Origin of the sequence: Streptomyces sp. NPDC002825 (assembly GCF_040295385.1) — a bacterium.
Taxonomy (GTDB): Bacteria; Actinomycetota; Actinomycetes; order Streptomycetales; family Streptomycetaceae; genus Streptomyces.
The window spans coordinates 13597-27052 of the sequence record NZ_JBEOVH010000011.1 but is presented as its reverse complement, the minus strand read 5'-3'; the positions used below and the strand labels follow the sequence as shown (position 1 = coordinate 27052).

The following is a 13456-nucleotide window of genomic DNA, read 5'->3' as shown; positions in this document are numbered from 1 at the left end:
GGGATTGGGCGGTGGGGCGACCACGGGACCGACGACCGACAACGGGATTCCCAGGCCTTCACAGAGCCGACGAGTACGGGCCAGCGCGCTGAGAGACGCCGGGGTCGGGTCGGCGGTCGGCAGCTGCACCCGGACGTGCCGAGGCTGGTGACTGAAAAGGAGCGCTTCGATCTGCATCGCGGCGGCCGCGCGGCTGGGGACGTCGAGATCGTGCAGAAGCGCTAGGTGCAGGACTCCGTCTTCGAACGCATGCCTAATGAGCATGGAGCCTCCTCCCGCGCCTGGGCGCTGCCGTGCCGCACACGGTCGGAGGACGCTCAATCGGAGAGTGAGCGCGACAGAATGCGGTGCGTCCATTATCCACCGAAACACACGGAGCGGGACCGCAGCGGGTGGGGTGCCGTAGACCCCGTGGTTCTCGGCTCGCTCTGATCGTGGCTGCGCGCTGCGGGTCCCCGAGGCCAGGTTTCACGGCAGGAATACGGCCGAGCGCGGTGCAGCAGCGCGAGCGCCCGGAGCACCGCTCTTGCGGTGGCGCGTGGCGTGTGCCGGCAGGCTGCGGCGAATGGAGCGAGTGGCGTACTCGGGGCTGCCGCCACCGGTCCCGCACCCACCTTCCATCCGTTCGAGAAGTTCGAGCAGGCTGACGGGCTGACGGCGCTGGTTCTCCATGAACAGGGCGATGCACTGTGACTCCGTGTAGGCCCCGAGGCCGAGAAGGCAATCCAGGCCCGCCATGCCCATGAAGGTGACTCGCCGCATGTCGACGGCCACCAGGTCGACAGGAGAGTCCAAGGATTCACGCCATCGGCCGAATGCCGGCTTGGCTTCCGTGTCGAATTCGCCCCGGCGTGTGAGGTGCAGGGTGCACGGTGGAGCCGTAACGCCTCACGGAGATGTGAAAGTCGCCGTCCATGGAGAATCACGTGAAGGTCCGCTCCCACGGCCTCTACCCGGTGCCGCCGGTCAGCCGACTCCGTCCCAGAGTCGGTTAGTGCGGACCATGACCTCGGAGACGCCCCGGCTACGCCGAACGAGTTCCCGGCGAGGTGGACGGGGCGCGGGTGACACGGCACGACATAGGCGTAAACACGTGGTGGCTGCGCGCAGCGGAGTGTGCGGGGGTACGGAGCGGAGCGCGACGACCACCTGCACTCCACAAAAGCTGGGATGCGGGCAGCATCTGAGAGCCCTTTGGGGTGAGTCGGGCGAAGGCTTGTCCCGTGACTGCTGGCCGCGGGGGTCGAAGCGCCTACTACTCCAGCAGGACTTTGGTGTCTGACCTGGAGCGATGCCGGGCGGCTGGAGTGTAGCGGGACGGAAGCTGGTCAGGGGCGGTCTCGAGGGGACCGCCCCTCGATCGTGCGACAGCGTCGCTGGTAGTGACAGCGGCGGGGCAGCCTCCTCGCGTGATCACCGAGCATGCTGCCGAGCAGTGGGACCTGGAAAGGGGGTGGAACAGGTGAGGCACTCGGGGCTGTCGGGCTCACAGTGGCGGCGGTTCGGCGACTCCTGGCAGCTTGTCGTGCCCAGCAACCGCACCTGAGGGGACACCGCGGACGACGCCACGCGTTGAACTGGTCGAACTGGCGCCACCGACGCCAAGCGGTCGCCCGCCACTGTCACTACCAGCGACGCTGTCGCACGATCGCGGGGCGGTCTCTTCGAGACCGCCCCTGACCAGCTTCCGTCACTCCAGCCGCCCGGCATCGCCCCAGGTCAGACACCGAAGTCCTGCTGGAGTACTAGCTAGCCGCGCTCGGCTTCGTCGTGGATCGTCAACGCTCCGGCGAGGTCGAGGTCGGCGACGGTGCCGTGTGCTCCGGCACGGACGAGCAGCACCGCGCCGAGCGCGGTGCTCCAGAACGTCCTGACCTCCACGTCGAGCGGTCGACGGACCTCCCAGCCGCGAGCGTCTAGGAGCAGGCTCACGAAGCGCTCTGACTGCCGGAACAGCAACTGCAGGTGCCGGTCGACCACGGGGGCCAGTTCGGGCTTGGAGATCCCGGCGGCGAGTGCCCGCGCCACTGACGGGAGCGAGGGCATGGCCAGTACGGCGCGGGCGATGTTGCGGCGGAACGTCGCCGCGTCGAGCGCCTGGCGGCCGATGCGCTCGACCCGTCGGGCGTCGTGCAGCAGGCCGAGGAACGCGGCGTGCACGAGCAGTGAGTCCTTGGAGCCGAAGTAGTAGGTGACCTGATTGGGGAAGACGCCTGCCGCGTTCACGATCTCCGCGACGCTCACCTCGGCGCCGGGCCGCTCCTTGCAGAGCCGTGCGGTCGTCTCGATCAGTCGGCGTCTCGTCGCGCGACCGCGGTCCCGCGGCCGGGTCGACGTCGAGCGGGCTTCGGTCGGCTTCTTCTCCACATACGAATTGTATGTGATACAACATTGATTCTGTTCACTTGTATCGCATACAAGAAAGGCTGAAAGGGCATGCACCGCAATGAAGTCGTCGTGACCGGACTCGGCGCGATCACGCCACTCGGGGCAGACGTGGCGTCCACCTGGGAGGCCCTCCTGGCAGGCGGGTCCGGCCTTCGTGGCGGAGCCCTGCGCGGCCACGAGGACGTCGGCCTTCCCGACACCGTCGCGGGGACGATGGCGGTCGACCCCGCCGACTTGCTGCCGCCGGTACGGGCCAGGCGGCTCGACCGCTCGCAGCAGGCGGCCCTCGTCGCGGCAGCCGAAGCCTGGGCCGACGCGGGCGCCCCGGAGGTGGACCCCGACCGGCTCGCATCGGCGATCGGGACCGGCATAGGTGGCGTACGGACCCTGCTGAAGGAAGACGACGCACTGGAGGCGGCCGGGATCCGGCGCGTCTCGCCCCGCACGGTCCCGATGCTCATGCCCAATGCGGCGGCGGCGCTGATCAGCATCGAGTACAGCGCACGGGCCGGGGTCTACACGCCCGTCTCGGCGTGCTCCTCCGGTGCCGAGGCGATCGCCCTGGGGGCCAGACTGATCCGTGCCGGTGAGGTGGACGTGGTCATCGCCGGCGGGACCGAGGCGGCGATCACCCCGATCACCGTCGCCGGCTTCGTCCAGGCGCAGGCACTGTCGCGGCATGCCGGCGAACCGGAGTCGGCGTCACGGCCGTTCGCCGCCGATCGCAGCGGATTCGTCCTCGGCGAAGGCGCCGCCGTCGTGGTACTCGAAAGCGCCGAACACGCCGCAGCCCGGGGCGCACGGGTCCACGCGGTGCTCGCGGGCGCCGGCATCGCCGCCGACGCCCACCACATCACGGCACCCGCCCCCGACGGCTCAGGTCAGATCTCCGCCATGCGCAAAGCCCTCGCGCAAGCCGGCCTGGCTTCCGAGCGGATCAGCCACATCAACGCCCACGCCACCGGAACTCCGGTCGGCGACGTCGCCGAGGCCCACGCGATCAGGGAGGTCTTCGGCCGCGCCACCGTGACCGCCCCCAAGGCGGCACTCGGCCATCTCTTCGGCGCGGCCGGTGCGATCGAGGCGCTCATCGCCGTCCTCAGCGTGGAGCACGGCGTCATCCCGCCGACTCGCAACCTCACCGCGGCCGGTGTCGATCCCGACATCGATCTCGATGTCGTCGCAGAGCGACGGGACGCCCCCCAGGAGGCGGTGCTCAGCAACTCCTTCGGCTTCGGCGGACAGAACGTCTCACTCGTCGTCACCGGCGCACGGCGCCACGGCTAGGACCTGTCCGGCGGATCATGGCCGGAGCGGCGGAGCCGCGGAGCCGCGGCGCCCGGCACGGCACCTCGCCGCGTCGCCGCAACGCCCCGGCAGCTCCTTCCCCACACCCTCGGAGATCCGCCGGACAGGCCTAAAAAGGAGTCCTCCGGGGAGGCGTGCCGAGTCCGTTGCTACCTGGCTGGATCAGCGTGGTTCCTTCGTTCGAGCCGGTTGGCGACGAACGCGGCGAGCGCCTCGTGGGACGGGTGCCCCCAGCCGATACAGAACGGGTGTCCGGCCGGGTCGGCGTACACCTGATGGCCTTCGTCGCTGTCGAGGTCGGGCGCCGGCTGGAGCAGCCGGGCGCCGAGGGAGATCGCCTCTTTGTGCGCGGCTCGTGGGTCATCGACGTGGAGGTCGAGATGCACTTGCTGAGGGACTCCGTGTGGCCACTCGGGAGGAACGTGGTTCGGTGCCAGCTGTACGCCGATCCGCCACTCGCCGTCGGCGTCGACAACGCCGTGCCATGTCTCATCCTCAAGGACGTGACCGCCGAAGATCCCAGCCCAGAACGCGCTTTCGGTAGCCAGGTCGGCTGCGTCGAACACGATCACGTTACGCACCAGCTTCATGATGCCGAGGCTACGAGATGCCGCCACCCGCGTGGCCGGACACGACCAATGCCGGGCGGTGGCCGCAGTTCACGAATGAGATGGCCTTCGTCGTGTTTGGTGTGATCACGGCGCCGGAGCCGTCCTGGTCGGGCAGCGTTCCGTGGATCAGGTGATCGTTTGATCCGACGTGGAGTCCAGGGGCGGGTCGAGCGATGAGGGCTGGTAGCGGATCCGGCGACTGCTGCCGCCGGATCCGCCGTGTGATGGCCGATGGCGGGACCATCGGGTGATCATCGACGCGGTGGCATGGAAGTACCGGGGCAACAACGCATGGTGGGACCTTCTGAGCGGTTCGGTCCCTGGCAAACGGTTTTCAACGCTTCCGGCGTCGCGCGAAGGACGGCACCGGACCGCCAGGCGTACAGGCACCGCAATACTGTCGAGCAATGCATCAACCGGCTCAAGCAGTGGCGCGGTATCGCCATGCGCACCAACACGCTTGTCGGGTACTACCTCGCGGCACGTCAGGTCGCTGCATTTTTCCTCCGGGCCCGAACCTCACGCGCAGGCCCTGTCACCTCTGCCAGGAGAGCGCCTCAACCGATGCGATGTCACCCACCGCCAGCAGTCCGAAGAGCCGGAGAACCTCCTCGCGGCCGACGTCGCGCAGCTCCCCCGGAGCCAACGATTCCTCGTCCGGATTCTCCCAGACCAGCAGACCGTCGCCGAAGGCGCTGAGGCACCACCCGCTCTCATGGGTGAGTGAGACATCGGGGTGCTCGTCATCGGCCCGTGCCAGACCGTCGAGCACTCGCCTCATCGTCACCGGATCAGGCTCGTCGACCGTGCCACCCATGACGTCGTACATGAAGTAGCTCATTGAGCAATTACCTCATGTGTTGATCCACGGGACACTGACTGGCCCCGTTCACCGGGCTGCACCCACGGGCTTTCGCGAAGCTGGTGACGCAGCTGCGGCGTGAGGGTGTCGACGCCCCTGGCAGGGGGCGGCCGCAGAAGTCAGCCCTGGAGGAACGGGTGCTGCTGGTGGCCCCGCACTGGCGAACGAACCTCCCGCTGCGCCAACCCGCCCCGCTGTTCTGGGTGTCGAAGTCAGCAGCCGACCGCGTCATCGACGGCCTTGGCCCAAAGCTCGCCGGATAGGCGAGCCACCGAAGCCGGGGGCGACCGACAGCGGTGGCAGTATTGAGACCCATGGACACGAGCAATGACGTCACCGTGGGGCGCGTTGTGCCGACAGAGTGTTCTGCCGTGCCCGGGGCCCGCTCGATGCGCCTGCCATCTCCTTCTGCCGTGGCGAACAGACCACGGTTGCGGGGAGGGGAGGCAGGGGTGTCACGACACTCGAGTCGCGATTTCCTTGATGGCCCGGCTTGGATGGGCTTGAGCATCCTGGTCTTCGGGTGGACAGCGGCCAGTAGCGGCACCCCGCCCTGGCTGAGGGTCGCCGCGACGCTGATGCTGGTGGCCTGGGTGGTGTTGCTGGCGAGGCACCTCGTGCGACGAGCCCGCGACAGTGAGTCTTCTGAGTCGGATGAATCGGCATCCTGAAGGACGCCGAGACCGGGACCGGCCGGGCCGTCGGGACGAGTTCGGGAGGTCAGGTGGCCTAGATGTATTGACCCGAAGCGTTGTTGACGCGGGTGATGGGCGGGTGTCCGCCCAAGGCGGTGTGGCAGCGGTGGTGGTTGTAGGTGTGGAGGAAGTCTGCCAGGGCCGCTGTCCGCTCGGTGTTCGAGGTGTAGGGCCTCAGGTAGGCCCACTCGTCCAGCAGGGTGCGGTTGAAGCGTTCGACCTTGCCATTGGTCTGCGGCCGGTAGGGCCGGATCTTCTTGTGCGCGATGCCGGCCGCGGTGAGACTCTGGGTGAAGAGTTTGGACTTGTAGCAGGAGCCGTTGTCGGTCAGGACGCGTTCGACGGTGATGCCGTGGCCGGCGAAGAACGCGTTCGCCCGCTGCCAGAAGGCGATGGCGGTGTGCTGGCGTTCGTCGGGCAGGACCTCGCTGTAGGCCAGGCGGGAGTGGTCGTCGACGGCGGAGTGGATGTAGCTGTAGCCGATCACCGGCGTGGAGCTCTTGCGCTCGGTCGTGGTGGCCTGACGGTTGCGGTCGCCGGCTACGCGGCCGACGGTCCGCCATCCACCGCCGTCGGGGATGTTGCCGAGCTTCTTGATGTCGACGTGGACCAGTTCGCCGGGCCGGTCGCGTTCGTAGCGGCGGATCGGCTCGCCGGTGGGTCGGTCGAGCCAGGCCGGCCGGTTCAGGCCGTGCCGGACCAGGATCCGGTGCACGGTCGAGGTGGGAAGGCCAAGGATCGGGCCGATCCGTGCCGGGCCGAGCTTGCGGTCGGTCCGCAGGCGGCAGACCCGGGTCTCCACCGCCGGCGGTGTGCGGTGCGGGGTGGTGTGGGGTCGGCTGGAACGATCGGCGAGGCCCGCGTCACCCTCGATCCGCCAGCGGCGGACCCATTTGTGGGCCGTGGGGCGGGATATGCCCATCTCCGCGGCCACATGCGCGACAGGACGGCCGGACAGGACGCGTTCGACCAGGATCCGCCTGCCGTGAACGGTCAGCCGGGCATTACGGTGGGACACGAAGACCTCCGTGCGGTGTAGTCCTAGACACCTCCACCACACCGGAGGTCTTCGCCATGATCAAGACCTGGCCGGCGTTAACAACGCTCGTGATCAATACACCTAGAGCGTGTCTCTTTGATCGATTGGTCACTTGATCGGATGTGTCCGTCCGGTTAGTGATCACTGATGCGATGTGGGACCGGCTCGAGCCGATGATGCCGGCCGATCTGGTCCGCGGTCGGCGGTGGGTCGATCACCGACGAACCCTGGAGGCCATCGCGTGGAAGTACCGCACCTGCTCGCCCTGGCGGGATCTGCCCGACGAGCTCGGCTCGTTCCAGACCGCCCACAAAACGGCTGCTCAGGCGGGCCGTGGACGGTACCTGGGAACGCATCCTTGCCGCGGTCCTGGCAGCGGCCGACGACGTTGACGACATCGGCTGGACCGTGTCGGTGGACTCCACCGTCTGCCGGGCTCACCAGCGTTCCGCCTGCGCCAGGAAAAAGGGGCTCCAGGCCGGGCCGAACCCGACGACGACGCGCTCGCACGCTCGCGCGGCGGCCTGAGCACTAAGGTCCATCTCCCCAGTGACGCCCGTGCACGGGCCCCTGACCCTCCGCGTCACCGCAGGCCAGGCGGGCGACGCCCCGGCCTTCGAGACCGTCATGGCCGCCATCCGCGTTCCGCGAAGCGGTCCCGGACGACCAAGGACCCGCCCAGATGCCGTCCTCGCGGACCGCGCGTACTCATCCCGCGCGATCCGAAGTCACCTCCGCCAACGCGGAATCCGCGCTGTCATCCCCCGGCCCTCGGACCAGATAAGCCACCGGCTGCGGCGAGGCAGTGCCGGAGGTCGACCGCCCGCCTTCGACGCCGAGGCAGACAAGCAGCGCAACGCGGTCGAACGCTGCATCAACCGGCTCAAGCAGTGGCGCGGCCTGGCCATGCGGACCGACAAGCCCGCCATCGCCTACCAGGCCGCGCTCCACCTCGCCGCGATCCTCATCTGGGCACGGCGATAGCCCGCTCAGCGATCGACCACCCAACGTGCGTCCGCAGGCCAAGAGCCCGTGCCAACAATGTGCTCCACGAGCCTGAATGCCTCCCGGATGGGGACGGTGTCCTCATCCGGATACTCGTCGCCCTGCCCGTTGGAGAGGATGAACCCGTCGCTCGACCCCGCAGTTCCGGGGTCCACAGCATGCTCGCCGGGATCACCCTCGCCTTCGAGCAGCACCAGCATCGCTCGCTCGGCATTCGTCACGAAGGCCAGAAACCGTCCAGACGAACTGGTCAGCCAGGTCTCAAGCTGCCCGCTGTCGATCCTCGTCCGAAGAGCCTCCACGACCCCCGCTGATGCCACAGGGACAGGGCTGTCGTCATTGATCACCCAAGACTCGATCACGAGCACGACGATCTCACGAACGGATCCAAGAGACAGGCCCCAGCCGGGTTCCTCGGCGCGGTCCCGGAGGCCTCGAGGCAGGAGCAGTCAGTGCCGGTCTCGATGCTCGTGCCGTTGCAGGTAAAGGCGGTCGACAAGGGCCGCACCAAGGGAGATCTGTGAAGGTCTTGGTCCACCGACGAGGGAGGGCACGGAAGGCGTTGCGCGAGCCCGGCACCACTTCAGGCCTGAACAGCGCCGTCCCCGGGACTCGGCGGCAGGCCCAGTCGGCTTCACAGACGCCGGTACGTACTGGAAGTCGTAGCCGCTGCGATTGCGTTCAGGCCACGCGGCGATCCGCCGCTCAGCGTCGCACCGCCATGTGTGTGGCGAGAGCCGGCGGTCTGAACAATCAGAGCACTGGCCGTTGTTGCGGCTCGGCTAGCGTGAGCCCATGGTCCATCTCAAGCAGCCGCAGTTGTCAGGGCTGGGGCGGAACCCGGCCGCCCCGACGAGCGTGCTGGTGCGTTTGGCCGCGCATGATGCGGGCCGGCACGGGCTGTTGATGCCGTAAGGGCCAACTATCTGAAGAACAGGTGAGCGCGCGATACGCCGCCGGCAGGGCCGTCCACCGCGTCGGCGACACTCACCTGGACCCCAGCGCGGTGGCAACCGAACGCGAACGCGTCATGTCGGCTGGATCTTGGTGACGACCTCATCAGAGCCTGGCGGGGCCGGCCACGCGGGCTCACGCGGATGGTCGCAGCCAGCGACGCGCCGCAGTCAGATGCACCTCGATCTCCTCGCTCCAGGAGCAGACCTCCAGCGAGGTCCGCGAGCCGGGGCGAGGGCGGCCACGACAAGTAGCCGCCTTGAACGAAGGCCAGGAGAGTAAGTGTCAATACCTGTGGATCGGGTCTGAAATCAGTGCTCGGCAGCGGCTTGCTCCAGCTGGGCGGTGATTCCCTGCCGGTCGATCTGGATCCAGTACTCGACGATCAGGCCGTCCTCAACGCGATAGACCGCACTGGTCGTCGCTGTGAGCTGCGCACCGGTCGGTGGGTAGTGGTCGACCGATCCGACATGCCGCCCGATTTGGGTCCAGCGGGCATAGACGCGATCGCCTTCGGCGATGAGCTCGTCCACGGTCAGCGTGAAGGCGCCGTATGCGTCGAGCATCTCCTGGACGTGCTCGGCGTACTGTTGCGGTGTTCGCTCCACGACCACCGGCGCCTCCGAGACGACCTGGTGGGCTCGTACCCGGCCGGCCATGAAGCGACTGGCTCGGTCAGGGTGCAGCCCTGATCGCACCTGCAGAAGAAACTCGCGGACTGTGTCCTTGGCGTTGATCATCGGCAAAGTCTGGCATTCCCTTCACGCCGCGTGATCCTCGGGGTGTTCGGCGAGGTGGCCGCGTTCGAAGCGGCGCCGGCGCGGGCCAGGGCGGCAAGGTGGGGTGCGTTCACGGCCCGCCACCGCTGCTGGGCGGACTCGACGATTTTGAAGACCATGGCGGTGGTGCGAAAGCGGTCTTGACGGCCCTTGGGGAACTTCGCGCTGTAGAGCTGGGCGAACGCGAACGTCTTGATCGCCGCCTCGGCGTGCTGCTTGTCCTCGGCGTTCCTTGGTGCGTCCGCCCGCACGCCCACGAGCACGAGCACGAGCACACGGGCTGTGGCCCCCTCCAGGCGGACGTTGAGGTGGATGCCGTCGGCCCACACGTACACGTAGTCGGCCTCTGACAGGTCGCGGTCCATGAAGGCGTCGTGGTCGGCCTGCCACTGCTGGAGCAGGCGCGTGACCGTGTCCACGGAGAGACCGGCCGCCGAGCCGAGGAACGGCTCCAGGGCGGGCACGAAGTCGCCGGACGACAGGCCGTGCAGGTACAGCAGCGGCGGCACCGCCTCGCCGATCTTCGGCGACTCGCGACACCACGGCGGCAGGATCGCCGAGGAGAACCGCCTGCGCTCGCCGGTCTCGGCGTCGACGCGGTTGTCGTTCACTCGCGGGGCCTATCGTGGGTGATGTTTGGTTGCCTCATCGATGTCTGCGATGCGAGCAATGGTCAAGACCTGCCCACAGAGGTTGCTCAGCTTCCAGCGGCCCTGAGACGGATGAGTCCTTCAACCGTCAAGAGCTCGTCACGGAGGGGCTCGGAGGCGGCCGGTGAGGTGACGAGCAGGAGTACCGGCACGTCGGGGTACTCGTCCTCATACAGATCGTCCTCCCCGTCGTCTCCGGGAATGGCGTTCGACTGGACCTGGAGATCCGTCGTGTCGGCGAGGGTGGCGACGAAGTAGACGCCGCGGTAGTCACTCTCGCGTTCCACGAAAGTCACGGCGAGTCGGTCGGCGAGCAGGCTGGACAACTCCTTGACGGTGTAGGAGTTCGTGCCGTAGGTGTCGTAGAGGGTCATCAACGCATTCTCCTCAGGCCGCGCGGTTCTCGCCGCGTTCGGCGCGGCAGGCCGTAGTCACAGCGGCTGCGCCCGCACGGACGAGAGCGGGGCCACATGGTCACCGGAATCCACCGCACTCAGCACCGCGACGAGTAACTGCGTACCGGCAACATCGCCGCAGCCAACCGATCTCGGCTGTTCACCCAGCACTTCGACGCCACCGGGACCGATGACGTTCAGGGCGTCAGGAACGAGCGGCCCTCGCGTGGGGGCCACCAGGAGGTCATCGCCGGTCATATTGGTGCTGTCCTCGGAGCGGAGCCGGGCGATCCAGCGGCTTGCGAGCTCTTCGAGTTGGGCGGGACTCGCCTTGCCGAGCGCTTGGGTCAGCCGCTTCGGTAGAGCGAACACCTCAATGCCGTCATTCGAGGGTGCGGTGACTCACTCCGTCCATGGCCGCCACGCACAGAGCTGCTCAGGCCGCGGGGTCTCGGTCGAAGGCGCCTCGAAGTACATGTCCCACTCGGCGATGGCGGTGTCCGGATCAATAGAACGACAGGTCACAGACTCGCATTCCACACCTGGTCCGGACGCGGGCCGCACGGCCGTCAGGTCAGAGGCGTGCGATGCAGGTTGACGAGCAGGCGCCAGACCCGCTGGGCGATCTCGGCAGGGGTGGCCTCGATGAGGCCGTGCAGCCAGTCGGCGAGAACCCCGGCGAAGGTCGCCGCCACGGCCGAGGCAACCAGATCGGGCTCCGGCGCACCGGCCAGGGCACGTTCGGTACGGCTGCGAGCGCGCAGATCCTCGTGCAGTACTCGGCCGAGAGGGCCGCTGCCGCCCGGTCGCAGCAGCTCCCGGTAGAGGCCCGCATGGGGGGTGAGACTCTCGAAGAAGGCGGGCAGGGCCGGCGGCGGCGTCTTGGGATCGGGCACGCCGCGCCACGCGTGGAGGGCGTCCACGGCTTCGCGGACGATGTCGGCGCAGGCGTCGACGGCGAGCGCCTCCAGGTCGGCGTAGTGGAGGTAGAACGTCGCGCGGCCGACTCCCGCCCGGCGCACCAGCGCGGCAACGCTGATCTCCCCCAGGGGGCGCAGGGCGCACTCTTCCAGCAGCGCCTTGCGCAGCTTGGCCCGGGTCCGCGCCGTACGGGGATCGGCCTGCACGCTGGTCATCGGGCCAGCAGGACGGCGGCCAGCGCCAGCGCCCCGGGCAGCGCCTGGGCGATGAAGATGCGCCGATTGGCGGTGAATCCGCCGTACAGCCCGGCGATGAGCACGCAGGAGAGGAAGAACACCTGGACCCGGAACCCGGTCGGATCCTCTGCGATCAGGCCCCAGACCAGTCCGGCGGCCAGGAATCCGTTGTAGAGGCCCTGGTTCGCGGCGAGCCCGGCGGTGGCGCGGGCCATGTCCGCATCGAAGCCGGAGAGGCTGCGGCCCGGCTTCTTCTCCCAGAGGAACATCTCGAGAACCAGGATGTACGCGTGCAGCGCGGCTACGAGCGCGACCAGCACGTTCGCGATTGTCCCCATGAGTTTGTTCCTCACTTCTCAATAAGTTCCTGGACGAGTGTCCATAATACATGGACATCCGTCCAGGAGTGCTGCGAGGGAGGCTCCACGAGGGAACCCGTCGGCGGCAAGCTTGATCAAAAGCCGCGACGCATGCCGCAGACCAGGTCTGCGCAGCGCACGCACGCGAATCGGTCCTGCCCAGGGAGGGCGCGACGACTTCAAGATCACCAGTCAGCTGCCGATCACCGCGATCCGAGCGTCACTCATTTCGCACCGACCGTCACGAAGGGATGCCGCCCCCCCTCAACCGCGAGCCGTAGTTCGCCATGGCCCATGATCAGCAGGCTGGCGACTCCGGCCCCTACAACGCCGACCCGTCGGCCACGATCGACGCGACCTGCCGGAGCCTGGGCCTGTCCACGGACTTCGCCGCCCAGGCCCTGGGCGAGAGGTGTCCTACGCGGACTTCCTGGCCGAGCCCTGGTGGGCGACTTTGGCGCCGCAACAACCAACGGCTGATCGGGCTGGGAACCGCCATCGCAAGGCAGGCCCTCGCGTCCGCTGCACGACCGTGGCGAACCTGGTGAGCGCGCTGGCCAGGGCCGCCAGCGACAAGCAGTTGGGCCGCCCGATCAAGACGTACGGCCGAGTGGACCTGCTCCGCCTCGGCGAGCGCGGCTGCGTCATCCTGGATTGGCTCGGCGCAGAGACGCTCTTCCAGATCTTCACCGAACGCGAGGTACAGCACCTGGTCGCGAACTCATCGAACACGCCATTCGCCGAGTGGAATCAGACCTTCACCGACAAGCAGGTCTGCCGGGTCATCGTCGACCGGCTCATCTTCGAAGCCCGCATCATCGGGACCGGCCGAGGCCTTCCCGCCTCGCCGGCATCACCGCGCGACACAAGGCAGCAACCGCCCGAGAGTGCACCAGCCCGAGGGCAAGGACGCGTGGTCTTCCCCCTGGTGCATGCAAATCTGTCTGACCGGCCTCCAGCGGACTACGCTGACGTCATGTCACCGTCAGGCCGAACACGCCTCACCGAAGCACGGGAAGCCAAGCACCGACTGGCCGTCATTTGCCGTCACGTCATCAGGCGTCCTCTCCTGATCCTCGCCCTCGTAGGACTGGCCGTCCTCATCATCAGATTCAGCAAGGACTTCCCCGTGCTCTACGGCATCGGGCCGCTGGGAGCCGTTCTGATCACGGTGAGCATGAGCCGCTCCCACCCGACTGTCCAGCGCGGCGACGACCCTGCATCTCAGGACGTCGATACGGACTGACCGACAGC

Annotated in this window: 13 protein-coding genes and 3 pseudogenes; 4 read left to right on the top strand and 12 right to left on the bottom strand. The window is 68.0% G+C overall.

All coding sequences use genetic code 11. The features are described 5' to 3' along the window. Positions 1-468: 468 nt before the first annotated feature. Together ABT041_RS16450 and ABT041_RS16445 are read right to left on the bottom strand one after the other, a co-directional pair. Positions 469-774: a hypothetical protein gene (locus tag ABT041_RS16450; RefSeq protein ID WP_351184541.1), complete on the bottom strand. Its 306-nt coding sequence runs from the start codon at positions 772-774 to the stop codon at positions 469-471. Between the two features lie 975 nt (positions 775-1749). Further along, positions 1750-2367 (bottom strand): TetR/AcrR family transcriptional regulator C-terminal domain-containing protein, encoded by a 618-nt coding sequence (locus ABT041_RS16445; RefSeq protein WP_351184539.1) that lies wholly within the window; start codon positions 2365-2367, stop codon positions 1750-1752. Between the two features lie 69 nt (positions 2368-2436). On the opposite strand from ABT041_RS16445, the gene ABT041_RS16440 reads away from it, so the two are divergent. Further along, positions 2437-3675, top strand: coding sequence for a beta-ketoacyl-[acyl-carrier-protein] synthase family protein (locus ABT041_RS16440; RefSeq protein WP_351184537.1), 1239 nt, complete (start codon positions 2437-2439; stop codon positions 3673-3675). A gap of 170 nt (positions 3676-3845) precedes the next feature. Here ABT041_RS16440 and ABT041_RS16435 read toward each other — a convergent pair whose 3' ends face one another. Both ABT041_RS16435 and ABT041_RS16420 read right to left on the bottom strand, forming a co-directional pair. After that, positions 3846-4286, bottom strand: coding sequence for a VOC family protein (locus ABT041_RS16435; RefSeq protein WP_351184535.1), 441 nt, complete (start codon positions 4284-4286; stop codon positions 3846-3848). A 556-nt stretch (positions 4287-4842) separates the two neighbouring features. Further along, positions 4843-5148 (bottom strand): hypothetical protein, encoded by a 306-nt coding sequence (locus tag ABT041_RS16420; protein WP_351184826.1) that lies wholly within the window; start codon positions 5146-5148, stop codon positions 4843-4845. Positions 5149-5186: 38 nt separating this feature from the next. On the opposite strand from ABT041_RS16420, the pseudogene ABT041_RS16415 reads away from it, so the two are divergent. Next, positions 5187-5426, top strand: a pseudogene (locus ABT041_RS16415) (transposase family protein); the annotation flags it as partial. Between the two features lie 472 nt (positions 5427-5898). Here ABT041_RS16415 and ABT041_RS16410 read toward each other — a convergent pair. Then, positions 5899-6882 carry an IS481 family transposase gene (locus ABT041_RS16410; protein ID WP_351184533.1) on the bottom strand — a complete coding sequence of 328 codons (984 nt, stop codon included), beginning with the start codon at positions 6880-6882 and terminating at the stop codon, positions 5899-5901. Between the two features lie 143 nt (positions 6883-7025). Between ABT041_RS16410 and ABT041_RS16405 the strand changes: the two are divergent. Next, a pseudogene (locus ABT041_RS16405) lies at positions 7026-7887 on the top strand (IS5 family transposase). 5 nt (positions 7888-7892) lie between these two features. Here the strand turns inward: ABT041_RS16405 and ABT041_RS16400 are convergent. From ABT041_RS16400 to ABT041_RS16370, 7 genes and pseudogenes are all read right to left on the bottom strand, one after another. Next, complete coding sequence (locus ABT041_RS16400) at positions 7893-8276, bottom strand: hypothetical protein (RefSeq protein ID WP_351184531.1); 384 nt, start codon at positions 8274-8276, stop codon at positions 7893-7895. A gap of 897 nt (positions 8277-9173) precedes the next feature. Continuing rightward, the gene (locus ABT041_RS16395) at positions 9174-9602 is read right to left on the bottom strand and encodes an ester cyclase (protein ID WP_351184529.1); all 429 of its coding nucleotides are present in this window, start codon (positions 9600-9602) and stop codon (positions 9174-9176) included. Between the two features lie 21 nt (positions 9603-9623). Further along, a pseudogene (locus ABT041_RS16390) lies at positions 9624-10261 on the bottom strand (transposase); the annotation flags it as partial. 77 nt (positions 10262-10338) lie between these two features. Continuing rightward, positions 10339-10665: a hypothetical protein gene (locus ABT041_RS16385; RefSeq protein ID WP_351184527.1), complete on the bottom strand. Its 327-nt coding sequence runs from the start codon at positions 10663-10665 to the stop codon at positions 10339-10341. 57 nt (positions 10666-10722) lie between these two features. Beyond that, positions 10723-11058 (bottom strand): hypothetical protein, encoded by a 336-nt coding sequence (locus tag ABT041_RS16380; protein ID WP_351184525.1) that lies wholly within the window; start codon positions 11056-11058, stop codon positions 10723-10725. 197 nt (positions 11059-11255) lie between these two features. Beyond that, complete coding sequence (locus tag ABT041_RS16375; protein WP_351184523.1) at positions 11256-11822, bottom strand: TetR/AcrR family transcriptional regulator; 567 nt, start codon at positions 11820-11822, stop codon at positions 11256-11258. Continuing rightward, on the bottom strand, positions 11819-12181 hold the full coding sequence (locus tag ABT041_RS16370) for a DUF1304 domain-containing protein (protein ID WP_351184521.1): 363 nt from the start codon (positions 12179-12181) through the stop codon (positions 11819-11821). The genes ABT041_RS16375 and ABT041_RS16370 overlap by 4 nt, the downstream gene beginning before the upstream one ends. A gap of 433 nt (positions 12182-12614) precedes the next feature. Between ABT041_RS16370 and ABT041_RS16365 the strand changes: the two genes are divergently transcribed. Beyond that, on the top strand, positions 12615-13448 hold the full coding sequence (locus ABT041_RS16365; protein ID WP_351184519.1) for an ATP-binding protein: 834 nt from the start codon (positions 12615-12617) through the stop codon (positions 13446-13448). Positions 13449-13456: the final 8 nt, after the last annotated feature.

What these genes read in the sequence shown, in the direction of transcription:
- ABT041_RS16440 (WP_351184537.1), top strand. Translation starts at nt 2,437, where the DNA reads ATGCACCGCAATGAAGTCGTCGTGACCGGACTCGGCGCGATCACGCCA.
- ABT041_RS16435 (WP_351184535.1), bottom strand. Translation starts at nt 4,286, where the DNA reads ATGAAGCTGGTGCGTAACGTGATCGTGTTCGACGCAGCCGACCTGGCT.
- ABT041_RS16420 (WP_351184826.1), bottom strand. Translation starts at nt 5,148, where the DNA reads ATGAGCTACTTCATGTACGACGTCATGGGTGGCACGGTCGACGAGCCT.
- ABT041_RS16395 (WP_351184529.1), bottom strand. Translation starts at nt 9,602, where the DNA reads ATGATCAACGCCAAGGACACAGTCCGCGAGTTTCTTCTGCAGGTGCGA.
- ABT041_RS16385 (WP_351184527.1), bottom strand. Translation starts at nt 10,665, where the DNA reads ATGACCCTCTACGACACCTACGGCACGAACTCCTACACCGTCAAGGAG.
- ABT041_RS16375 (WP_351184523.1), bottom strand. Translation starts at nt 11,822, where the DNA reads ATGACCAGCGTGCAGGCCGATCCCCGTACGGCGCGGACCCGGGCCAAG.
- ABT041_RS16370 (WP_351184521.1), bottom strand. Translation starts at nt 12,181, where the DNA reads ATGGGGACAATCGCGAACGTGCTGGTCGCGCTCGTAGCCGCGCTGCAC.